The 23,164-nt window shown below is 47.9% G+C and carries 22 protein-coding genes, 1 tRNA gene and 1 pseudogene; 17 read left to right on the top strand and 7 right to left on the bottom strand.

The window, feature by feature from the left end; all coding sequences use genetic code 11:
* The first annotated feature begins 86 nt into the window (after positions 1-86).
* From AC3GOJ_RS03225 to AC3GOJ_RS03245, 5 genes are all read left to right on the top strand, one after another.
* Entirely contained in the window at positions 87-905 is an 819-nt protein-coding gene (locus tag AC3GOJ_RS03225) for a DUF2189 domain-containing protein (protein WP_488236025.1), read from the top strand.
* A gap of 162 nt (positions 906-1,067) precedes the next feature.
* Positions 1,068-2,009: a sodium-dependent bicarbonate transport family permease gene (locus AC3GOJ_RS03230; protein WP_488236026.1), complete on the top strand. Its 942-nt coding sequence runs from the start codon at positions 1,068-1,070 to the stop codon at positions 2,007-2,009.
* Positions 2,006-2,314, top strand: a complete 309-nt coding sequence (locus tag AC3GOJ_RS03235) for a P-II family nitrogen regulator (protein ID WP_488236027.1) — start codon at positions 2,006-2,008, stop codon at positions 2,312-2,314. Before AC3GOJ_RS03230 ends, AC3GOJ_RS03235 begins: the two co-directional genes overlap by 4 nt.
* Positions 2,315-2,407: 93 nt before the next feature.
* Positions 2,408-3,001 (top strand): RNA polymerase sigma factor, encoded by a 594-nt coding sequence (locus tag AC3GOJ_RS03240; protein ID WP_488236028.1) that lies wholly within the window; start codon positions 2,408-2,410, stop codon positions 2,999-3,001.
* Positions 2,991-3,611 (top strand): hypothetical protein, encoded by a 621-nt coding sequence (locus AC3GOJ_RS03245; protein WP_488236029.1) that lies wholly within the window; start codon positions 2,991-2,993, stop codon positions 3,609-3,611. The genes AC3GOJ_RS03240 and AC3GOJ_RS03245 overlap by 11 nt, the downstream gene beginning before the upstream one ends.
* 26 nt (positions 3,612-3,637) lie before the next feature.
* Here the strand turns inward: AC3GOJ_RS03245 and AC3GOJ_RS03250 are convergent, their stop codons facing one another.
* The gene (locus AC3GOJ_RS03250; RefSeq protein ID WP_488236030.1) at positions 3,638-5,173 is read right to left on the bottom strand and encodes a TAXI family TRAP transporter solute-binding subunit; all 1,536 of its coding nucleotides are present in this window, start codon (positions 5,171-5,173) and stop codon (positions 3,638-3,640) included.
* 110 nt (positions 5,174-5,283) lie between these two features.
* Between AC3GOJ_RS03250 and AC3GOJ_RS03255 the strand changes: the two genes are divergently transcribed.
* From AC3GOJ_RS03255 to AC3GOJ_RS03265, 3 genes are read left to right on the top strand one after another with little or no spacing between them, the layout of a single operon-like run.
* Entirely contained in the window at positions 5,284-5,751 is a 468-nt protein-coding gene (locus AC3GOJ_RS03255; protein WP_488236031.1) for a formyltransferase family protein, read from the top strand.
* Entirely contained in the window at positions 5,744-7,384 is a 1,641-nt protein-coding gene (locus tag AC3GOJ_RS03260; RefSeq protein WP_488236032.1) for a transporter substrate-binding domain-containing protein, read from the top strand. The genes AC3GOJ_RS03255 and AC3GOJ_RS03260 overlap by 8 nt, the downstream gene beginning before the upstream one ends.
* Complete coding sequence (locus AC3GOJ_RS03265; RefSeq protein ID WP_488236033.1) at positions 7,384-8,007, top strand: ABC transporter permease subunit; 624 nt, start codon at positions 7,384-7,386, stop codon at positions 8,005-8,007. The genes AC3GOJ_RS03260 and AC3GOJ_RS03265 overlap by 1 nt, the downstream gene beginning before the upstream one ends.
* 40 nt (positions 8,008-8,047) lie before the next feature.
* On the opposite strand, the gene AC3GOJ_RS03270 is transcribed toward AC3GOJ_RS03265, so the two are convergent.
* Complete coding sequence (locus AC3GOJ_RS03270) at positions 8,048-9,304, bottom strand: DASH family cryptochrome (RefSeq protein WP_488236034.1); 1,257 nt, start codon at positions 9,302-9,304, stop codon at positions 8,048-8,050.
* A gap of 87 nt (positions 9,305-9,391) precedes the next feature.
* On the opposite strand from AC3GOJ_RS03270, the pseudogene AC3GOJ_RS03275 reads away from it, so the two are divergent.
* From AC3GOJ_RS03275 to AC3GOJ_RS03285, 3 genes and pseudogenes are all read left to right on the top strand, one after another.
* Positions 9,392-9,854 (top strand): annotated as a pseudogene (locus tag AC3GOJ_RS03275) (SOUL family heme-binding protein).
* 96 nt (positions 9,855-9,950) lie between these two features.
* Entirely contained in the window at positions 9,951-10,946 is a 996-nt protein-coding gene (locus AC3GOJ_RS03280) for an NAD(P)/FAD-dependent oxidoreductase (RefSeq protein ID WP_488236035.1), read from the top strand.
* Between the two features lie 88 nt (positions 10,947-11,034).
* Entirely contained in the window at positions 11,035-11,472 is a 438-nt protein-coding gene (locus tag AC3GOJ_RS03285) for a hypothetical protein (RefSeq protein WP_488236036.1), read from the top strand.
* A 335-nt stretch (positions 11,473-11,807) separates the two neighbouring features.
* Here the strand turns inward: AC3GOJ_RS03285 and AC3GOJ_RS03290 are convergent.
* Positions 11,808-12,949, bottom strand: a protein-coding gene (locus AC3GOJ_RS03290; protein WP_488236037.1) for an IS3 family transposase whose coding sequence is annotated in 2 segments (ribosomal slippage) — positions 11,808-12,706 and positions 12,706-12,949 — 1,143 coding nt in all. Because the reading frame shifts where the segments join, the coding sequence is not laid out codon by codon here.
* Between the two features lie 201 nt (positions 12,950-13,150).
* Here AC3GOJ_RS03290 and AC3GOJ_RS03295 point away from each other — a divergent pair.
* Both AC3GOJ_RS03295 and AC3GOJ_RS03300 read left to right on the top strand, forming a co-directional pair.
* Positions 13,151-14,389: a glycosyltransferase family 2 protein gene (locus tag AC3GOJ_RS03295; RefSeq protein WP_488236038.1), complete on the top strand. Its 1,239-nt coding sequence runs from the start codon at positions 13,151-13,153 to the stop codon at positions 14,387-14,389.
* A complete protein-coding gene (locus AC3GOJ_RS03300; RefSeq protein ID WP_488236039.1) occupies positions 14,386-15,330 on the top strand; it encodes a hypothetical protein in 945 nt (314 codons plus the stop codon). Before AC3GOJ_RS03295 ends, AC3GOJ_RS03300 begins: the two co-directional genes overlap by 4 nt.
* Here AC3GOJ_RS03300 and AC3GOJ_RS03305 read toward each other — a convergent pair.
* Positions 15,318-16,838, bottom strand: a complete 1,521-nt coding sequence (locus AC3GOJ_RS03305; protein ID WP_488236040.1) for a sensor domain-containing diguanylate cyclase — start codon at positions 16,836-16,838, stop codon at positions 15,318-15,320. The genes AC3GOJ_RS03300 and AC3GOJ_RS03305 overlap by 13 nt on opposite strands.
* Before the next feature lie 35 nt (positions 16,839-16,873).
* On the bottom strand, positions 16,874-17,899 hold the full coding sequence (locus tag AC3GOJ_RS03310) for an HD-GYP domain-containing protein (protein WP_488236041.1): 1,026 nt from the start codon (positions 17,897-17,899) through the stop codon (positions 16,874-16,876).
* A gap of 707 nt (positions 17,900-18,606) precedes the next feature.
* On the opposite strand from AC3GOJ_RS03310, the gene AC3GOJ_RS03315 reads away from it, so the two are divergent.
* Both AC3GOJ_RS03315 and AC3GOJ_RS03320 read left to right on the top strand, forming a co-directional pair.
* Positions 18,607-19,701, top strand: coding sequence for a linear amide C-N hydrolase (locus AC3GOJ_RS03315; protein WP_488236042.1), 1,095 nt, complete (start codon positions 18,607-18,609; stop codon positions 19,699-19,701).
* Positions 19,702-19,876: 175 nt separating this feature from the next.
* Positions 19,877-20,251, top strand: coding sequence for a hypothetical protein (locus AC3GOJ_RS03320; RefSeq protein WP_488236043.1), 375 nt, complete (start codon positions 19,877-19,879; stop codon positions 20,249-20,251).
* A gap of 75 nt (positions 20,252-20,326) precedes the next feature.
* Here the strand turns inward: AC3GOJ_RS03320 and AC3GOJ_RS03325 are convergent, their stop codons facing one another.
* On the bottom strand, positions 20,327-20,851 hold the full coding sequence (locus AC3GOJ_RS03325) for a phasin family protein (protein ID WP_488236044.1): 525 nt from the start codon (positions 20,849-20,851) through the stop codon (positions 20,327-20,329).
* Between the two features lie 99 nt (positions 20,852-20,950).
* Here AC3GOJ_RS03325 and AC3GOJ_RS03330 point away from each other — a divergent pair, with 99 nt between their 5' ends.
* Positions 20,951-21,814: a transglutaminase-like domain-containing protein gene (locus AC3GOJ_RS03330; protein WP_488236045.1), complete on the top strand. Its 864-nt coding sequence runs from the start codon at positions 20,951-20,953 to the stop codon at positions 21,812-21,814.
* Between the two features lie 335 nt (positions 21,815-22,149).
* Here AC3GOJ_RS03330 and AC3GOJ_RS03335 read toward each other — a convergent pair.
* Positions 22,150-22,234 (bottom strand) — tRNA-Leu (locus AC3GOJ_RS03335).
* Positions 22,235-22,295: 61 nt separating this feature from the next.
* Here AC3GOJ_RS03335 and hpnC point away from each other — a divergent pair.
* Complete coding sequence (hpnC, locus tag AC3GOJ_RS03340; RefSeq protein WP_488236046.1) at positions 22,296-23,153, top strand: squalene synthase HpnC; 858 nt, start codon at positions 22,296-22,298, stop codon at positions 23,151-23,153.
* Positions 23,154-23,164 lie beyond the last annotated feature (11 nt).

Raw genomic sequence — 23,164 nt, forward strand, 5'->3', positions numbered from 1 at the left:
GCATAAATAGATCGATTGTCAATTTGTCCTAGACAAATTGAAGAACAAGGCCTATGCTATGACGGTGTTTTTAGTGGGAGTACGCCATGAGTAATGCGAATCCAATAGCCCCGCGCGACCAAGTTCCCCATCCAGAGGAACGTTCTCAATGGCCAAGCATTCGAAAAATCGGCTGGGCAACGCCTTTTCACTGGCTCAAGTATGGATTCCAAGACCTGTTGAGGTCACAGTTTTCCAGTCTTTTTTATGGGGTTTGTTTTTCTTTGATGGGATGGACGATCGCATTCTTCAACGGTGCATCGTTCGGGCTGACTTTAGCGGCCACAAGCGCATTCATGTTACTCGGACCAATTTTGGCTATTGGTTTGTATAACTTATCAGACCAGATAGAAGAAGGTAAACCCCCCAGCCTCAAAGCTTCTCTGACCGTTTGGCGTGGCAACATGAACAATCTTGCATTATTTGGATTGGTGAGTCTTATTGTTGCTCTGGTTTGGGCTCGAGCCTCGGCTGTGATATTTGCTGTGTTCTACAATACAAGTCTTCCCAGTATGGGTGAGTTCGCAAATGCCGCTCTCACACTTGATAATCTGGATTTCATTGTGGTCTATTTTGGTGTTGGTTTGTTATTCGCCGGATTCATTTTCGCGATTAGCGTCATTGCTGTTCCTCTAATGTATGATCAAAGAAGAGATGCCGTCACTTCCGTGTTACTAAGCCTTGCAGTTGTTGCTAAAAATCCGATGGCCATGCTGATCTGGGCAGCGCTTCTGGTTATTCTTATCTCGATTGGTTTCTTGACTGGATTTCTCGGCTTAATCTACACGGCACCCATTGCTGGCCATGCCACTTGGCATGCTTACCGAAGTCTTATTGTAAAGAATGGCAACAACCCTAGCCCATGATGAAAAGTCTTAATCATCCAATCCGTTGAAGCCTCTTTATTGCTATCGTCACCGCATTGTTGGCGGTCAATTTATAAAAAGTGTGCGGTAGCGTTGGGGACATATCTTTTACAAATCCCACTATTTTAGTAAATTATTGACGTTGTTTTTTGGCTTGGCACTATGTCTGACCCTGTAATACTTTTCTTCATCCTTGGCTTAGGAGCAGGATTAATCCGCTCAGACCTGAAAATACCGGGTGTACTGTACGATAGCCTGAGTATTTTTCTACTTCTGGCGATCGGGCTCAAAGGAGGTGTGGCGCTCTCCAAGCAGCAGCCTGGGGAACTTATTGGTCCAATAGCCTTGGTCGTAAGCGCAGCATCGCTGGTGCCAATCATTGCTTTTCTGGTTACTCGTTACGTAGGTCGTTACGACCGAGCCAATGCAGGTGCCCTCGCCGCTCATTATGGATCTGTCAGTGTTGTAACCTTTGCGGTGGCTTCAAGTTTTTTGATTCGTCAGGCAGTAGCATTCGAAGGATACATGCCGGTGTTTCTAGTGATTCTCGAGATCCCGGGGCTACTTATCGGCGTTGCGCTTGCGCGCATTGGTTCCACCAAAACCCGATGGCAGCCTTTGATACACGAAATCGTAACAGGTAAGAGCATTGTCTTACTGGTCGGTGGATTGGTGATTGGCTATCTGTCCGGTGAAGAGGGCACCACTTCGATTTCCCCACTTTTCTTCGGTCTTTTCAAAGGTTTATTGGCGATTTTCCTGCTGGAAATGGGTCTAGTGACAGCAGGACGCATGACCGATCTAAAGCGCTCCGGTATTTTTCTTGTCGGCTTCGGCGTTGTCATGCCACTAGTGGCAGCATCCCTGGGTCTTATCACGTCTATGGCTCTCAATTTGAGTGTGGGTGGTGCAACGTTACTTGCAACACTTTTTGCCAGCGCTTCTTACATTGCAGCGCCAGCCGCCGTACGCATGGCCGTGCCTGAGGCGAATCCTTCCCTTTCGATTGGTGCCAGTCTTGGCATCACCTTTCCGTTCAACATCACTATCGGTATACCGCTCTACTATGCGGCAAGCCAATGGCTACTTGGAGTAGCAGGATGACATCTCGTCTTGTGGTTCGCAAACTGATAACGTTAATTTGTGAAAGCACGCTTGAAAATGAGCTAACTCAGGCTGTATCGAAACTTGGTGCCAGCGGTTACACCGTAAGTGACGCTCGTGGCAAAGGGGCTCACGGTGTACGTGATGCTTCATGGCCTGAAAATGCCAATATCCGTATTGAAGTTCTGTGCGATGACTCGATTGCCCGCCGGATTCTCGATTTACTAATCGATACTTATTACTCGCACTACACCCTTGTGACGTTTGTCAGCGATGTGGGTGTCTTAAGGCCTACCAAATTTTGATCCGTGATTTTTCAGTCTTTTTAAAAAAGATATAAAGGGCTAACTGAGCTTTTGTGCTAAATTCTGGCCGATTCACCAACAAGCCAGTTCTGCATGAAAAACCTGCCGCCAGAAGATGTGACAAAACTGCTGAACCAAATTGCCCTTGGTGACAATAAAGCGGTAGAAGTTATTTTTCGTCATTATCAGTCAGCCCTGTTTGCCTTTATCCGTCTGCGGGTAAGAGACGATAGCGCTGCCGAAGAGATTCTTAACGATACCTTTATGATCGCTTTTCAGAAAACGGCTCAGTACGACGGCAAATCCGAGTTCAAAACTTGGCTATTCGGTATTGCCAAAAATGTCTGTGGCACCTGGATCCGCAAACAGAACACGGGTATGGCCCGCGCTACCATCGAGATCGACGAAGCGCTATTCGATAATCTCCCTGATCCAGACTGGGACGTGGTCTCACGCCTGGAGTCCCAGGAAATGGATGAGATTCTGCGAGAATGTATCGACAGTCTCCCCATCACGCATCGTGAGGCTTTTTTCTGGACCTGGTTTGAAGAACTACCCATGGACCTCGTTGCGGAACGTCTGTCCTGCCCCGTTGGGACGATAAAAAGTCGTTTGTTCAATGCGCGCGCAAAAATTGCTGATTGCGTAAAAAATGCTTTCGGGGAAGGAACTGCCTGTGTCACCTGAATTAACGACACCCCAAGACAAAGCGCGCTTTGAAGCGTTATTGCCTTTCTATGTCACTCGTCGACTACAAGATGCTGACATGTTATTTGTGCAAACTTATGTTGTGCAGAATCCCGAGGCACGTAAAGCACTAGTATTTACCGAACGGCTGGGGAAGATCATCCGAGAAACTGGCGCACACCGAAATCCAGATCAGGCTTTACAAAGACTACTCGGTCATATTCAACCAGGAAGACGCCTGAGTTTACGCCAGCGCATTTTAGCCAAGCTGCGGACTTTTGGTATATCAACACCTTTAGCAGTTGCCTTCCTTGTGATACTTGGACAAGGGATTGGCTATGGCGCATACAAGATGGGGCTGTTCAGTCAAACAGAGACGACACTCACAGCGCCCGCCAAAGGGGATCTTCGTATTACGCTGAAGCGCGGCTCTGAAATCGCCGCTGTTGTCGCTGTTCTCGATCGGTTTGGGGCACAGATTGTTCACTCCGACATGGCCACCCAGGGTGCCAAGCTCATCGTTTCTATTGTAGACAAAACACAGATTCAGGCACTGATCGATGCACTGTTAGAAATTGGCCTGATCGAATCTGTAGCCGTTTTGCTGTAATTGCAATCGGAACCGCTGCCCAAAGCCTAGGGGGTCTTTTCTTTCAGCTTCTTGTGAATTTCGTCTTCCACGATGCCGATATTCTGCATAAGCTGGAAGTACGCTTCTTTACAGCCATTGGGCACCCAGAGTTTCTGCGACGCGAGAATCAACTGGTCAAGCTCGTGCTCTTGGGCATGAAGCTCGACCACTGTTTCTGACTTAGCAACTTCTTTTTCGATTCCTTTAAGAACGCTATAAGCACGATCGAGGGAGAGTTTGAAATCGACCAGCCGATACTGGGGAGAAATGCGAAGTAAGGGATAAATTATTGCCAACCCCGCTACGAGGTAAAACCAGGCACGATCTAGAAAACTCGCCAGCCAGAAAGGAACGAAGCGATCTAATGGCAGAAGCCCATGCTCGTAGAAACGTTCGGCAATATCACTTTCAGGAACTGTCGGGTCCATGTAGACAGGAAATCCACCAGGGCGATTAAAAAAAGGTTTGTATTCCTTGTTCAGATCTTTTGATGCTTTGAGGAACAGATATTCAATTGCCGGGTGAATGTCGTCATCAACAAGCAAGACGGTCGTTGTGGCAGGCATTTCGACATTTTGAGCGGGGGTGACAGGCTTCATATCGAGCGCACCCCGTGGCACGGTCACCACATCGATGTAGTCGAGATGCTTCGCGTAAGCTTTTGCCATACCGAAATCATAAATCTTGATTTCAGGGTCTTGCAGAATATTCAGTACGTTGCCCGATTCCATCCCGGCAACCAGAGCGACCGCATCAATTTGACCAGCCAGCAATTTCTTAACGCTTGCAACCGAAGGGATTTCTATAAAGTTGGCCTGTTGTGGAAGATTGAGTTCGTGCTGTCTTAAAATAGTTTCAACGAGCGTATGAGTCCCACTGCCCGGAACATTAATGGAGATTTTTTTCTTAGCTAGAAATTCGTTCGGATCATCAAAGTTCCCATTACGGTAAAAGAGCCAGAGCGGCATATAGCCGATGCTCCCAAGCGAATAAATACCTTCACGCTTGACAGTCATACCCCCCTGCGAAAGGGCCACGTGCACCTTTTTGCTTTCAAGGAGTTCGATGTTCTGAGCGGCACCATTTGTTGTTGCCAATTCGAGTTGAACACCGTTATCACTGAAATATTTCTGATAACGCTTTGCCCAGATCTCCAGCGATGAGTTAGGCTGCCCACTGGCAATGGTGATCTTAGAAGGTGGTAAAGGACTAAAGAAATAGAGTAGCGCTAGCAAGCCGACGAGGGATAGCAAAAGCCACTGCCACTGATTAAGCAACATGATTCGAATCGCCCGCAACTCATCCTTGGCAATCTCTTTGAGATGCCCCATGTGATCCGGTTGCAATATGTCTTTCTTTTTCATCCGCACACCTTTGCTTTTGCCCCGTATAATTATAAAGAAGATTGATAAACGAGTAAAAAAACTCCCCAATTTTGCAGAGAAGTCTGGTGACAAACGCTCATAAGAAAATAAAAGTCGCTCTGTTTGGAAGCTATTACCGTGGGTTTCATGTATTAAATGAAATTCTTTATGGTCCATTGCATGACCAACTGGAATTGGTTGGCGTCGCTACCGACAACACTGGATCCAGTTTTATCAGTCGTGACAAACGGGTTTGGCAATACCCACATACACCTGCAGAAGCCCAGATGGTGGCTGACCTAGCCTATCAGCATGACGTGCCCGTTTTTACCGGCCGCGTTAAATCACCTGAGTTTTACGACCTTTTTGAGCAGGTTTGGCACCCCGAATACTGCATTATGGCAACGTTCGGTCAGCGGATTGACCAACGGTTGTTCTCGTACCCCTATGCCGGCTTTTACAACCTGCACCCGAGTGATGATGATGTGTGGCCATCGCGTTATGCTGGTGGCAATCCATTCAAGCAGCTGATTGAAGACGGCGCCCGTGATTGCGTGATGACGCTTCATCGCGTTGATGATGGTTTTGATACGGGAGAACGGATTGCCATTTCAGATCGTATCTATATTCCGCCGGGGGCGAGCGTAACCGATATGCACAAAGCGACCTCACCTCTGGCAGCACTGCTTGTTCGCGCCCACCTGAAAAGTACGCTTCAATCATCTTCGTTCACAGGGTCGACGAATCATGTCTAAATTCTTACGACCGCGCGCAATCCTTAACATTCTCCATTTTGCAGTCACGTTGTTGGCTTGTGGTTTTGCTCAGGCCGGATCGTCCGCATTTTTACCAAGCCCGACCCTGGAAAACATCCGCGCCCGTGGCGAAGTTACGATCGGTGTTAAATCCGATCTGGCACCCTTTGGCTCTGTCGATACCTCAGGCAAACCCATTGGCATGGAGATCGAATTAGCCAAAAAAATTGCCGATGCACTTAATGTTCGGCTCGTGACTAAGGGTGTATCAGCTGAAAACCGCTTTCAACGTCTGGAACAAGGGAACATCGACATTCTTCTGGCAACAGCGGCGGATACCAAAGAGCGCCGGAGTATCGCAACGGCCATTGAACCCAACTATTATGCCGAAAGCGTTAATGTTCTTCTGCCCAAAAACACAAGAGCGAGAGAATGGTCCGATATCCGTGGGCAAACACTTTGCGCGCTTCAAGGGGCCTATTTCAATAAACCGATTTCGCAGCGTCACATCATTGAATTGCAGATGTACCGCAACGTACGTGATGCAGAGATGGCGCTTCGCGACCAGCGGTGCAGCGGTTTTCTCTATACCAACTCGGCACTTCAATACCTGATCAAACAACCCGAATGGTCCGATTATGTCTTAACGCTGCCGCCCAGCATGAACGCGCCATGGGCCATTTACCTCAATCGATCCGAAAAGGGCACTGAACTAGATCAACGCCTGGGAAATCTGGTTGGCCAGTGGCATCGGGATCAAACGCTGATCAAACTTGAATCCACCTGGGGATTGCAACCGACCCCTTTTTTGCAACAGGCACATCTGCTTTGGAACCAGAAAGATGCTGCCGGACACTACGTATGTCAACGAAACTCGTCCGGAGAATGGCCGGTTGAGTGTCGCAATAAGGCATTCGTTACCTCCGAACAGGTCTCGGGCATCACCGGATTTGGTCTTTGGATTAAGGAGACGCTGGGTTTACCACTCTCCATCATTTATGACCCTTTTGACGCGCAGCGGTACGTTTTTGGTGCACTTTGGACTTTGGCGTTGTCGGCATTCTCCATTCTGGGTGCTCTGCTGCTAGGCTACTGGGGAGCTCAAAGAATCATAACGGGTTCGCGACTCACAAACGGGATCGTTAAGCTCATTGCCAATTTTGCGCGTATGACGCCCCCCTTGCTTCAGATGTATCTGGTCTTTTTTGGCCTAGGAGGTCTGTTGCATAACGCTTTTGACATCACACTTTCACCCTTTCTGGTGGCTGTGTGGGCGCTCAGTTTCTATCACGGCGGGATGATCGTCTTTACCTTCCTGGAATCGGCCAGGCTTAAGCAGAAATCTGCGCCGGACTTCCGACTGACCCTAGCAAACTTGCCCAGTCTTATAGAACACTCGGCGATTGGTCTGCGGACAGCCGTGAACAATCTGACGAAAGCAACAACCATCGCCTCTGCAATAGCAGTCCCTGAGTTGCTGACGGCAACAATTGCCATCATTGCAGACCAGGGCAACGCCGACGTGATGATGAATCTACTGCTCATCGTTTTTTATCTCCTCTCCGCGATGTGGTTATCGGTCGTTTTCTGGGTGGAACGTAGAGTCATACTTCTGAGCCAGGGAGGCCGCTAATGGAGACCTTGAACACCCTGCTAACCTGGCTTCCCTATCTGCTGGGCGGCTTCCTCAAAAACATCCATATCGCACTCCTCGCCATGGCGATTGGCAGTGTTCTCGGGGCGCTATTAGCGCTGTTGAGATTCTCCCCGAAACGTAGTGTTCAGCTTTCCGTAGATGCCACAACGTCATTTTTTCGTAATGTGCCCACACTGGTCATTCTGTTCTACCTTGCGACACTCCTACCGAATCATTGGACGCTGATGGATGGCTTTGTTATTCCCTTGTCTCCGTCCTTGAAGGCCAGCCTGGCACTCGCCAGCTCACCTCTCGGTTTTACCGCATGGAATCTTTTTGCATCCATCGAGAACTGGAAAAAGGGAGATCATCATGCAGCCATGCTTTTTATCCCTAACTGGATGGGTGCATTTCTGGTCACCACGCTTGCTTCAAGCGTGTCGTCGCTGGTTGGCGTGGATGAGCTTGTTGGGCGCAGCAATAGTGTGATCAATGCAACAGATAACCGCTACATGATCCCGGTTTACCTGCTGGCCATGTGCATGTTCTTCGGTTTCTGCTTCAGTGTCAGCGCCCTACTCGGCCAACTTAGACGTGTCATCATGCGATCACGCATCTAACGCTATATGTTATCAGCGATTTTTTGATAGCTTGTATTGGTCAACCTAGCCACCTCTTGCGATACATGCCCAGTGGGTCATGTTCGTTCATTTGTTTGCCCACGTTGAAATGACGGCCACCTCGGGGATCTGTGCCACGACCGGCGATATACAGCCAGTTTCCCTGGTTGCTATAGACATCAAAGTCCATGAGTTGCGACTCGAACCATGCAGCACCCTGTCGCCAGTCTCCGTGCATATCGTATATCCAGTAACTCGCCACGATCTGCCGCATACGGTTTGACAGGAACCCCGTTTCAGAAAGTTCTTTCATCCCGGCATTGATGAATGGTTCATTGGTCTCGCCCGTAGTCCATTGTTCAAGGGCATATGGTGAGTTTCTATTGACGGGTTCATGACTCAAACCCCGTGCATTAAAAAGCGAAATGCCATATTTGGTCGCCAGAAATTGAAAATAATCCCGCCAAAGCAACTCAAACCAAAGCCAATAGGTCCCCTCGTTGGCACCATAGTGAGACTCATAGGCTTTGAGGTCTCTGGCGATCTGTCTGGCCGACACACAACCCATCGCCAACCAGGGTGAAAACTTACTTGATGCATCAAAACCGATAATCTGATTGCGAGTCTGTTTATAGGTGTCAGGTAAACGCCTGAGAAAATAGCTGTGGACGTGGGCCAAGCCCGCTGTGGTACCGCCGCTGAAAAGACGATCACCTGATCTTCCATACCGGGTTTGATGGTTACATGCCGATGAGGGTGTATCAGCAGGTGGTGGCGGAATCATTCTGGGTATCGAGAGCGGGTCTGCTGCATACAGATTTTCCGCTTCAATGCTTTTCCGGAACAGGGAAAAGACATCCGGCATTGAGGTCAACGCAAAGGGGAGATCATTCGGCTCAAGCATGCTGGATTGCCAGAATGTATGCACCTTTATTCCGAGGTTTTTGAGTATCTGAATCTGCGCTTTCTCTTCTGGAGCCTCGATCTCTTGGGTATATATGGTCAGAGCACCGTACTGATATGCGAGGCTCATAAATATATCGGCAGGATTTCCGTAAAACTCCCACAATCCGGAGCCAGCCTGTTCTAACTGTGAGCGGAGATCCAGGATAGATTCCTGAAAAAATCGCCTACGATGCTGACCTTCGCGCACAAAGCCCCATGGGGTATGCATGAAAATCTGCGGATCGTGAGTGACCATCGGCAACAATGTCTGACTCGCGTCACAGGCGCTGACAAACGCCGGGTTATCCGCAAGACGTAAATCATTTCTAAACCAGAAAACCGTTAAACTCACGAGACACTCCTATTGAAGATAGGTGCAGATTTTCGCAGATCCCTGTACACACCGAATGCCGGAGAGCATCATGCAACAACAATGACCATGGCCACTGAAACCCCTAAATATGCAGTAATCGTTCAAGACGGCGATTTTGAAATACGTCAGTACGAGCCGCGCATCATCGCCGAAATATCCGTATCTGGAGACATTGATGCCGCCTCCAGTGAGGGATTCCGTACACTGGCAAGCTTCATTTGAGTTTACAATGCCTCGTCAGTACACCATGAAAACCCTGCCTACACCCAACAATTCCGCTATACACATCAAAGAGATTCCTACGAGCACTTATGCCGTCGTTCGTTACGCCGGATTAAATACAGAACATCGGATCAATCAAGAAACACGACGGCTAGTTGACTGGATCGGTAGCCAGAAGGTGCATGCGATCGGAACCCCTGAATTAGCCAGATACAACCCGCCCTGGACTTTGCCGATGTTCAGGCGCAATGAAATCCTGATTCCCATTATTAACAGTCCAGCAACCTCATCCAGTCTTCCTAACTAATCGCCTCGGGCAGAGGGTCGAAAATCCATGGCGGTCGACCAGCATTTTATTTTATCGGCACTTGGTCACCAAAGATAATTTTCAGAAACGAACAAAATGAATGTCATTGTTGTTGGTGCCGGTATCGCTGGCTTATCCTGTGCCCGTTCTTTGCAGTCAGCGGGGCATACGGTCGTTATTGTTGATAAGAGCCGCGGGCCCTCTGGTCGCATGAGTACCCGACGAGCGGATCATTCTCAATGGGATCATGGTGCCCAATATTTTACTGCGCGTGATCCGCGTTTTAAGGCGGAGGTTTTCCGTTGGATCCAAGGTGATGCCGTAGCCCCTTGGCCAATTGATATCGCGGTGATTGGAGAAGCAGCGGCTCATGTTCAAGAAGCCGGTCTCGTTCGATATGTTGGCACTCCTCGAATGACCTCGCCGGGAAAGTGGCTGTCTGAATCCTTGACGCTTGAACTTCAACATACCGTTATTTCAGTGAGGATGACTGGCTCCAAGTGGTTAGTGACAACGCTCGAGCAGGGTGACATGGGTACCTTGTTTGATGTACTGGTGCTGGCCATTCCCGCACCTCAGGCCACCCCTTTGCTAACACCACTGGATCACCCGTTCGCCGAGCAAACAGCCAGTGTCAAAATGGTTGGTAGCTGGACGCTGATGCTACGTTATCAGCAACGCCAGAATATCGGTTTTGACGCAGCATTCATCAATCAAGGCCCACTTAGCTGGATTGCTCGCGACAGCAGTAAGCCTGGACGCAACGCTGACAACGAAACCTGGGTTCTGCAAGCCTCTGCCACGTGGAGCGAACGTTACATCGAGGCAACTCCTACGGCTGTCATTCCTGAACTCTTGGCTGCCTTCAAGGATTTAGGCGGCACAGACCCACAAGAATGTATCGCTCATCGTTGGCGCTATGCAGACATCCCGACCCCGCTGACGGAAGCCTGTTTTTGGGATGATTCAAGCAAGCTCGGAATTTGTGGCGACTGGATCAATGGTGGCAAGGTCGAAGGTGCCTGGCTGAGTGGCTTGAATTTGTCGGAAACAATTAGCAAGTGCGAGCCGAAGCACCATTCACAAACCTGATCAGGGTGGCCAACTCAGAATCCTGTAAGCCCACTGTTTTCTGAGTCAGCCTATTTTTATCCGCATGAATACTTTTGAGTTTTAGCCAATGAGTGACGAGATCGCAAAAAAAGCAGCCCCATACATGATGGCGGCTCATGAAAAGGCATGGCTACTGGTCCTGGAGTCTGAACGCTTTGACGAGGAAGAAATCAACGGTTTAGTTGCAGCGCTGTTCGACAATGCCATCAAATTTGCCATCACTATTGACGATAAACGTGTCCGTGCGGAATCTTCTAAAAACGCGGGAGAAGTGACCGCGCTGAGGACCTTGGTTGATTACGTCTATGAAGCTCAGAAGCAAGGGCAGCATCAGTCATTGGACAGCTTCTTCAGCAAGATCGTACCTGCCGTGAAAGCTAATTCGCAGTTTCACAATTCAATTATTGCTCTTCTCGACCATTTTTCCAAAACAGAGTCCGCAATTGACAAATCCAAGTATGAGAAAGATCTCTCGCTTCTAAGAAGAATGCTTGGAACCACTTAGCCTAAAAACCCAAATTTCTTATTCTGCGGAACAAGGGAGTTTCCCACAGTCTTTCCACACTCGCCCCCTGAAAATGGGTGATCATGCGTAAAGTTGAATGATAAATTGTGGGAGGTTGACAAAAGCGACTCGGTGATTACGTCGCATCTCACCTGTTTAAGTATTTGTTTTTATTGTTTTAATTTTATGGCGCCCAGGAGAGGACTCGAACCTCCACACCTTACGGCGCCAGAACCTAAATCTTAAATACTGAGAAATTCATTTTTCTGAAACCCGCCTCTGTGTTGAGTTTCAGACTTTGATCTATGGACTTCACCCGCTTTACTAGACAAATATCAGCTTCCAAATTGTAACTGCTCGAACTGCATTGGGCTGAGCTGATTCAGGTGGCTGTGACGCCGCTTGCGATTGTAGAACACTTCGATGTACTCAAAGATTTCTGATTGGGCTTCCTCCCTGGTTGCGTAAATCTTCTTCTTGATGATTTCCTTCTTCAAGCTGCTAAAGAATGATTCAGCAACGGCATTGTCATAGCAGTTGCCGCGACGGCTCATGCTGGGGATGAGTCGGTTGTCTTTGCACCATCTTGCAAAGTCATCGCTTGCGAACTGGCTGCCTTGGTCTGAATGAATGATGACAGGTTGCTTAGGCTTGCGCCGCCAAACCGCCATAAGTAATGCATCCAGAACAATGTCCGTCTTCATGGTGGGCTTCATTGACCAACCGACGACCGTTCGCGAGTACAGATCAATCACTATCGCCAGATACAACCAGCCCTCATAGGTGCGGATATAGGTAATATCCGTGACCCAAGCTGCGTCTGGTTTGTCCATCGTCAACTGCTGCGATAGGCGGTTGGGCGCTGCTTTTGCGGGCTTCCCGGATAGGTGACGGGGTCGTTTGTAACCCCGTACTGACTTGATTTTAGCTTCGCTCATCAAGCGAGCCACCCGTTTAACACCACAATGATGTCCAGCTTCACGCAAATCGCGATGGATGCGTGGGCTACCGTAGATGCCATAGCTATCTTCATAAGACCGCTGGATCTCAATCAAGATACGTTCGTCTTCAAGTGCCCGATTGGATAGCGGTGCAGCTTTCCAGGCGTAATACCCGCTACGATGCACTTTTAAGACACGGCACATGCTGCTGATCTTAAATTGCGTCTGATGCTGTTCTATGAACGTGTACTTCACTCTGGCTGACTGGCAAAGTACACGGCGGCCTTTTTTAATATATCTCGCTCTTCAGTAGCGCGCCGCAAGGCTGCATTTAGTCTGGTAACCTCTTGTTTCAAAGCAATTACATCGGAACTTAACTTCGGCTCATTGAGTGCCGCAAACTCTTTCCGCCACTTGTAAAGACTTTTGGTAGAAACACCCAGGTTCTTGGCAACATCGGCCACTGAGTGACCGCGTTCCGTGATTTGCTTGACTGCCTCGGACCTAAATTCGTCCGGATATCTCATTCCCTTCATACCGCTTCCTCCATTCCGTTTTAGACATTATGAGTTGTCTACCGAAACGGGTGAAGTCCAATAGGTATAGACTGTTACAAGAATCTAGTGCGTCTTAAATTTTTAGATTTTCACTTCAAGGAATAGTGTCTGAGCCTACTTTACATTTCAATCAGAACTAAATTTATCATCGTACTGCTGCTTGCCAGCTGGTGGGCGATCTTGTCCTTATATCTGGCCAAACCCTGGTTTAATGATCTAACGGCTGTGACAGGACCATGGGTAGCGGCCTACCTGATTGGTTTTATTGCCATTATTCCTGGCTTCATGAATGCTTTTGTTGTGGCATCACTCATACTGGATCGTCGGCCGACACATACCCTGCCACGGCTATTTCCACCCATTACAGTGCTTGTTGCCGCATACAACGAAGAAAAGGGCATCCACGACACCCTAACGAGCCTTGGGTGCCAAGATTACCCTGCGCCTATGCGTATTATTGTTCTGAACGATGGCTCATCAGATGAAACGGCGAGCATTGCAAGGTCATGCCAACGGGAAAGCGATGAGTTACAAATTCTTAATTTCGACCAGAACCACGGCAAAGCCTACGTACTCAATATCGGCCTAAAAAATGCCACTACGGACATTGTTCTAACCGTGGATGGAGACTGCTATGTGAAAAGCAATGCTGTCAGAAACCTCGTGGAGCGATATTTATCAGACCCCACCAACACGGCTGCCGTAGCCGGTGAAATACTGATACGAAACTCGCGCCAAAACTGGATTACTAAAGCTCAGGAATGGGATTATTTTCTTGGGATTGCATCAATTAAAAGAATTCAATCACTATTTCAGGGCACGCTCGTCGCACAGGGCGCATTTTCACTTTATGACCGAAAGGTCATTGAATCTCTGGGAGGCTGGCCGAATACGGTCGGCGAAGATATTGTGCTTACCTGGAAGATTCTTGATGCAGGCTACCGGGTGGGCCATGCGGAAGATGCCTGCGTGTTTACACGATGCCCAGATACCCTAAAAGGCTTTGTTCGCCAGAGGCAACGCTGGTCCCGTGGGCTTATAGAAGCCTTCAATGCTAACCCCTGTATCCTTTTCAAACCCAGAATGACCACGATATTTATTTGGTGGAACCTTCTATTCCCGCTGATGGATCTGGCCTACACCATTGGATTTATTCCAGGGATCTTGCTTGCCTGCTTCGGTTACTTCTGGATTGTTGGTCCGATGACACTGGCACTTTTGCCAGTAGCAGCCGTTCTTAATCGGATCATGCTGCATGCCAGCGAAAAGATGTTCAGGTCTGAAGGTCTTGTGATTCGTAAAAATTTATTCGGTTTTCTCTTTTACATGCTGGCGTATAGCATGATCCTGCAACCGGCGTGCGTTTTCGGTTATCTCTCTGAACTGCTGAAGCTACGCAAGTCTTGGGGCACAAAGTGAGTCGCCATTTTATAGTGCTTTGCTTGCTGCTATCGGCAACGATAGCAGCACAGGCCGATGAACCGAACGACAGCACAAACTGGCGACAGGCAATATTGATACCCAGTTTTTTTGGAATGGCTGATAGTGAAGGTTTCAGTACCTATCGTTACAAAACAGGGATACTCCCCCTTTATGAACACGGCGACCGCTATACAGGGGTTGAATATCAGCGCAATCAGTTTTCCCAGAACGGCTGGCACTCCTTTGCTAACGAAACCCGAATTGTCACCAAGGCCATAAATCCACGCTCTGGACTTGGATACAACCTGAATCTTGGTTACAACCGTGAAAACAGTTTCGGTCTATTAACTACCGACAGTCAGTACAGTCTTAACCTGACTGATAAGGTCAATGCTGAGCTTATGGTGACCCGTGATCGGGTAGAAACTCAAAATGCGATCAACAACAACGTCTACTACACCATGACCGGCGCGAGTCTTGAATACAAGCCATTCGAACGGCTCACGCTGATTGGTATGGGCGGCGACATGTTCTTTTCGGATACAAATACCAGAGCGTTTATGCGTCTAAAGGCTGTCTATGATCTGATCCCGGATTATGGGGTGACGCTTCAGGCACGATATCGTCAATATCATGACAGTAATGTCAACGTGACCAACAACTACTTTAATCCGGAAGACTATTACGAAGGCATGCTGGCGCTTGGTATTCGCAAGAGAATCAACGGCTGGATCCTGAATGGCACAGCTGGCCTTGGTCAACAAGGTATCAACGACCAGTCTACAACTACCACCCAACTTCTTGAGGCCGGTGCTACCAGCCCAATTTCCGGAAATCTGTTCTTTAGAACACGCCTTGGTTATGGCAAATCTGCGGGCTTTCTCGGCCCGGATTACTCCTACCGGTATTTGATGCAAGAGTTAATCTACGCATTCTGAGTCGCACTGCCAAAGACGACCAGACAATTTCTTCCACAATCCTTGGCTTGAAACATCGCTTTGTCAGCTTGGTCAACAAGATCGTCCTTAGCGTTGAACTGATCAACAACCATAGATGACAAACCAATACTTACCGTGACTTTTAGCTCCGGTGATGACGCTAATCCGGTTGGCATGATACGAACCGCATACAGAATTCGTTGACCCACATGAACAGCCCCTGCTTCGTTGGTTCCTGGTAGAACAATTACAAACTCTTCTCCGCCCCAGCGACACAAAAAGTCAAACGGCCTATTCAATTGATTTTCCAAAAGGCGGGAAAGCCTTATCAATACTTGATCCCCAGATTCATGGCCAAACTGATCGTTCAGATGCTTAAAGTAATCAATATCAATGAAAAGAACGCTAATAGGTTCTTTGTTGCGTTGCGACTGCCTCATCAAATCGGGCAACTCTTCATCCAAGCCTCTACGGTTATATAACCCCGTTAAAGCATCACGTATTGAACGCTCTTGCATTAAATGAAAGTCGATTGACTTCTGATAAAACAACCAGAAAAGCACAGAGACGACGACCACAGCAACAGCCCCGTAGATCAACAGGTACATTTGATCTGAAAAGTACCCAGAGACAACACCGGCAAGCGGAACAGATGCCATCGTGATTAAACCAAAATCAGGCGACTTCATGAAAGCGGAAATGTTAGTCCCAAAGCCAATGCCGTATTCTAGAGATCCTCGCTGCTGGTTGAGGCTGTTAATCCTTTGAATGTATGCTTGATTCGATTGAAGATCGGGTTCGGAAGAACCGGCATCGCTCCTGGGATAGATAAATACAACTTGTCCATCCGGCAATATGCTCTGAAACATTCCCGATTTATCTGAATAGGTAAGATTGATCAGACTTGAAAGATCGTCGACTTTGATCTGTTGGGCGAGTACCCCATTAAAATTACCTTGCCGATCGTGCAGCGGTACTGCCATATGAAACACTTCAACCCCAGTTACACGGGCCGTTACCAGGTTGCCTATAGCGAATTTAAGTTCTGGGTTATTTTGTATCTCTCTAAAGTATCGCCTGTCTGATACGTTGATATCCGGCAATGAGCTATCGGCACTTTGCGCAACAATTTTGCCACCCTTGTCGATATAAAAAAGACGCCCAAATACATCATCCCGCTTATATTGGCCGAATTGCAGGATCGAGTTTCGAAGCAAGCGGTGGATTTTGATTGCACTTGCATCGCTATCTTGTTTAAAAATCGCTTCTTGTAAGTCTCTGTGAGTAATCCCAAGCAGTTTGAGTGCATCCTGCAAACTGGCATCTAGCATGCCGGAAACCATGCTGGCATTATGAAGCAGATTCACTTTCGTGGTTTTAACCTTGTCTAACCAATTTCTAGATAACGAAATGACAATACCCACAAGCATAACGACGATAGTTATCAGATATACCCGAATGATATAACGGGCATTGCGTCGGGACTGATCAACTAGTTTAAAGTTCATTAGCCAGTATCTAGCCTGCTAGGACGTGAGCAAAATCAGAGGCGCCGGAATTCACGGTGATAAACCTCAGGAAACCGATAGCCCTTGTTCCGGAACAAATCAAGACAGGCTTTTACCGCTTCCTGATCGTATAGCACACCGCTGTTTATCTCAATTTCTTCTAGTGCATGGTCAACGCCTTTAGATGATCGATAGGGCCGATCACTCGACATGGCTTCAACCGTATCGGCTACAGCGATGATTTTTGCCTCAACCAAAATATCATTTTCCTTGAGGGCATTGGGATAGCCACTGCCATCAAGTCGCTCGTGGTGCTGCAGAATAATATCGGCCACAGGCCATGGGAAACTTAGTGGCTTGAGGATCTCGTAGCCTGCCTGAGCGTGACTTCTAAGCATCATGACCTCATACGAAGTAAGCGTGGAAGGCTTGGTGAGTATCTCGGTAGGTATGCTGATTTTACCAATATCATGTACCTGCGATGCAAAGCGGATGCCATCTATCAGTGATGGCGCAAGTTTCATCTCATGAGCAATCGCCACAGACAGATCCGTCACACGTTTCTGATGGCCTGCTGTGTATGGGTCTCTGGCCTCAATAACGTTCGACAGACTATCTATTACTTCATACATCTGTTGTGCAATCTTCGTTTGTTCTTGAGCAAGCGCAACCTCCGCCTGTTTTCTTTCGCTAATCTCTCGGATGTTGCACTGAATTACCGTGAGCCCATCCACACGATATGAGTTCGCTATAAACTCGACGGGTACTGTCTTGCCGCTTTTAGATACCAGTTCGATGTCTTCAAAACGTGCATAGCCCTCCTCAACAATCTTGCGTTGAACCGCTTCTGCCTTTTTCCTATCGGCTAATAGCCCCAGTTCCCATAGCTGTTTACCCAAAACTTCATCATGGCTGTACCCCAGAATATTAAGAATGTAGGGGTTGGCATCTTCAATCCGGCCGTCGGGAAAATCGAGTAACAAAATACCATCTTGCGCCGCTTCAAAAAGGCGCCTGTACCTTAACGATAGTTCGTCTAAATCATGTTTTTCTGAGGTCATTTATTTTTACTGGATTGTAATCAACCGACTCATCCTACCCCTTTGGTACAGAATTTGATAATTATTTAAAAAACAAGTCGGTAATCGTTACTTTTTAGGGCGGCATGAAATGCCAAACCATTCACATTCATATGCGATTTTTAAGTTGATAATTTAATCAAGTCAATAGTTGATGTTCGCACCAGATGTTTTATCTGTTGCGCACCACACTTAAAACCAAAACATTTTGGTATATTTTTCCCACTGTCTTCCCACACTCAGATCATAATTGGTCAGCAGCATGCGACTTCCGTGCAGGCAAATTTCGACGTCAGTTTTTCCTAGCTACAAAATGACAGATGCCGTCTAACAGGCGGCTTCTAGGTGCATTGTGGTGCCCAGGAAAGGACTCGAACCTTCACGAATTTCTTCGCCAGAACCTAAATCTTAAATAGCGAGAATTCCGCTTTTCTGAAAACCGCTTCTGGCTTGTGTTTCAGGCTTTGATGTATTAAATTGTTTTGCATTTCCCACAATTTTTCCCACGCTTTTGTGGGAACGCCACCAACCAACTACAAATTCAATATAGGAGTACTGCGAGTTGAACTAGGGACAAAAAAACCAAAGCGCCACACCTGGTTTGTGCTTAACAAACAACGTAACTGATGGCCATTGATCCCAAGGATTGCTGTAAATTACTCATCACCCATCAACATTGGAGATACCCAATGCGTAAGAGTTTCCGCTCAGTCGCCTGCATAATTGCGCTTTCAACCTTCGGATTTTCACAAGTCCAGGCATGCACGAGCCTGATCGTTCCAACCACTGAAGGCAGCTACGTCTATGGGCGCACGATGGAGTTCGGCATTCCGCTAAAATCTGAAATCATGGTTACGCCTCGCAATTATGACTTCCAAGGCGTAGGAAATGATGGAAAGCCTGGCACTGGTCTTAGTTGGAAATCAAAATATGCGGTTACAGGCATGAATGCCCTTAGCCAGCCAATTTACGTAGACGGCATGAATGAAAATGGCATGTCGGGCGGTCTGATGAATGCCCCAGGGACCGCTGTTTACCAAAAGCCTTCAGAGGCTGACTCCAAGAACAGCATTGCCTCGTATCAAATGCTGGTTTATGCCTTAAGTAATTATGCATCTGTTGAAGAGGTAAAAAAGGGTTTCTCACAGATTTTTGTGAACAGTTCCCCACTGGGTGCTTACAACGGCGTTGTGCAAGTCAGAATGCAGCTACATGACGCTCAAGGCAAGAGCATCGTCGTTGAGTATCTTGATGGGAAGCTAGTCATTCATGACAATCCAATCGGCGTCACAACCAATGACCCGCCGTTCGCCTGGCACCTAACAAATCTTGGGAATTACGTGAATCTGACCCCAGTTGAGCATAACGCCATCTCTATAAAAGGCCAGAAAATAAGTCCTCCAAGCTCTGGCAGCGGTTTGGCGGGAATTCCTGGCGATATGCTCAGCACAAGCCGTTTTGTGAGAGCCGTAATCTATTCTTCATCAGTACCCAAGGGCAGTGCCAAACAACAAGTTAATACTGTTTGGCACATTATGGATAACTTCGATATCCCACCAGGCTCAATCAACCTACCAGCAAGTAACCCTTATGGTGGCGGTGCTGGTGGCTATGAATATACTGAGTGGACTGTGATTGCAGATCCCGCGAACCAAATCTACTACGCAAGAACATTTGAGAATCCATCGCCGCAGGCATATGACTTGAAGAAAGCGGATGTGAATGCCAAGGAGCTCAAGTTCATAAAGCTAAACACAACACCATCAATTCAATCACTGAATTAGCAATACGTGGATTTACTTCTGCCCACGGAGTTCTGGGAGTTCATGAATCAGAAAAATTACCCGCTAAGGCAGAAAACCTTAGCGGTTTTCTTCTAACAACCCACCATTCACCATTTCATAGACAAGTTAATGGTTGGGGCGCAAGATGGGGTTTGGCAAATCAAAGGAGACCGCCATGGACGTAATCAAACGAATTCTGGATGAGACAAAAGGGTCAATTCCGTCCAACTCTGCCACTGCATTGGCAATCATGCATAACTGTAGACCTGAATCTATTGCAGCCTTCGCCGTCCAAGATGGCCTACAGTCACTGGCTGCGTCGCTTTTTTCAGCTATTGAGGTTGGGAGTGGTGCTTCCGAAAAACCTTTGGCATGTGTTCGGTCACGCCTTATTGAGGTTTACCAAGGGCTGCCGCCAAACTCTATGACGGCAAAACTAATCGCCTCGGCAGCCCGACTTGAAGAAATTTCTGAGGCTGCACAAAGCGAAGGTTTGGACTCGGTAACGGCCATGTTGGCAGAAGCAGAGCAAGAGGGCGGAGAGCAATAGGTGTTTTTAACCTGACTTAAAGAGCTAATGAAAAAGCCAACCTCAATCGGTTGGCTTTTTTTCAACTAGAAGCGGTTACTTATTTTTTGTAGCTTTATTCAAAGAATTGACATTTTCTTGCGCCAAGTCCGAAGCCTGCTTCGTTACTTTGTTTAGATAGTCATAGGCTTTAGTCATGGCGGCAGATGCTTGCTTGACCGCTGCAAGTGCAGCGTCTGCACCAAAGGGCGACGCAGCAGCAGCTTTTTCAGCCATCTCTTGAGTTGCCTTGTTGAATTGTACGAACTGCGCCTGAATCAGCTTACTGAATTCGCCAGCTGCACCCGAGGAGATCTCGTAAACGTTACGAAAATAATCAACGCCGCTCTGCATAGCTGGTTGGACTGCTGCACTATGTAATGCAGCTAGTTCTTCAGGACTTTTTGCGCGAAGAGCTGCAGTTGAATTTGTTGTTGCTGCATTAATGGTTTCCTTTGCAGCCAGTAGATTTAATGCAGCGTAACTTTCTGCCGTTGCCATGGCAGTGTTAGCAACTGCAAGTAGAGAGTCTATCGCTGCTTTGTTTGCGGCGACGAGTTGCTCATTGTCAAGATTGTCCACGGCTTACTCCTTTAGGTTGAGTGTTTCAAGTTACACTTGCTTCATCATACAGCGATATAGTGCTTACAACCCCTTCTTTTTTTAATCATCACAAAGCCTATGCCCTTTATCCAGATAGACATATCTTTGGCTTACCATGTGAGTCAAACAGGTGCCGACTTTATACTCAATATTGAGGGTGCTAAGACCAAATCACAGACAATTGCATGTGAGTCACTGTCGCTCAGTCAAAACCTCTTTATTAATCGTTATGTTGAAACTGTTGGGAAGAATCGTTTTTTGAGATTCCATGCATTTCAAGGCGAACTTGAAATTAAATATACAGCGGATATTCAGCTTAAACATCTCTTCCTTAATTCGACAGACATCGAAGAGATACCGATTAACGAGTTGCCGAACGATGTCCTTACCTATCTTTACCCAAGTCGTTATTGCCAGTCTGATCGCTTGACCCAGTTGGCAATGAAACAATTTGGTGGATTGCCCAAGGGTTACGATCGAATAGCAGCCATTCAGGAGTGGGTTCGTAGAAACGTCACCTTTGAAATGAAGTCTAGCAATTCATCGACTTCAGCCCTTGAAACACTCTCTGCTGGGACTGGTGTTTGTCGTGATTTTGCACACCTCATGATTGCATTGTGTCGTGCGCTAGGTATACCTGCCCGTTATACAACGGGAATTGATTACGGCGCAGATCCTGCACTTGGCCCGACAGACTTCCACGCCTATGTTGAGGTGTATCTACGGAATCAATGGGTCATTTTTGACCCATCGGGCGTCACAACCACCCTGGGTCTCATCCGAATAGGAACAGGCAGAGATGCTGCGGATGTTTCATTTGCATCTATCTATGGCGATGTAACTTCGAGGCAGCCATGCATCAACATCAAGGCTAGTGATGATAGCGACAGGGGTTTGAGTCTTCCAACACTTGTCCAGTCTGTATTGTCCACTGATTATTAGATTGTAAAGTTGATTCGTCTTATGCTCGCCATTGTGCAGTAAAAACTCGAATACATAGGCAGTTTTGACCATTACAACCATAAAGCTGCAAGTGTACAAATTTAGTTCTTTGCACTCATGGTCTTTAGGAGCGCGTCTTTTGGCACCAGAACTTTTATCTGGTGCTCAACATTTTAAATACTTAATATTCTTTGGTAATTTTTCCCCACAGTCTTCCCACAAACAAATCATAATTTGACAGCGTAATGCGGCTTGTGGGCGGGTCAATTCACATAGGAAATATTTGATACGAAAAATGCCAGAAGCCACCTGTTAGGCGGCTTCTAGATATATTGTGGTGCCCAGGAAAGGACTCGAACCTTCACGAATTTCTTCGCCAGAACCTAAATCTGGTGCGTCTACCAATTTCGCCACCTGGGCAGGTGCCATTTGCGAGCTGTGATTCTAACACTGAAGCGCTTATTACCCTACACTTCGCCACATGGCTTTGAATTCCACCGACCATTACGAAAACTTTCCCGTAGCCTCGCTGCTGTTGCCCCGCCCGTTACGGCAACCCGTGGCGGCTATTTACCGTTTTGCGCGCAGCGCCGACGACATTGCCGACGAAGGCACTGCGAGCCCGGATCAACGGCTTGCCCAGCTGCGGAGGTACGACGATGCGCTGCTCCGTATCGGATCGGGGCGGCCCGTCTCTGATGATCTGGCACCGGTATTCCAACCTCTGCGGGAAGCGCATCTGCGTATCGGCCTTCCATTACTACCTTGCCATGCCCTGCTCTCGGCTTTTATGCAGGATGTGCAGCAGACACGCTACGCGACTTACGATGAACTGCTCGATTACTGCGACCGCTCAGCAAACCCGGTGGGACATCTGATGCTGTTTCTTTTTAAGTCGGACACCCCAGAGCACCTGGCCATGTCGGATGCGATCTGTACCGCCCTGCAACTCACCAATCACTGGCAGGACATTGCCGTGGATGCCCGCAAAGGTGCTAACAGCCGAGTCTATCTGCCGCAGGATGAACTCGCGCTCTGGGGCTATCACGATGACGATATTATTTCCGGAAATGGTATGCGGTGCGATCCCCTGCGCTGGGCAGCATTTATGCGGTATCAGACGCAACGCGTCAGAAGTCTATTTGATGCGGGTGATGCGCTCCCCGATCAGCTGGGCCGGCAATCCTGGCGGATTGGACACGAGCTGCGGCTCACAGTCGCCGGTGGCCGGCGCATCCTTGACAAAATCGATACCATTGCCGGGGATGTCTATACGCGGCGACCCAAACTGACCTGGCGGGATTGGTTCTCCATGTTCTTCTTTTCCACCGGACGTTAATCTGCCAAGGT

It is taken from the genome of Fluviibacter sp., from assembly GCF_057744235.1.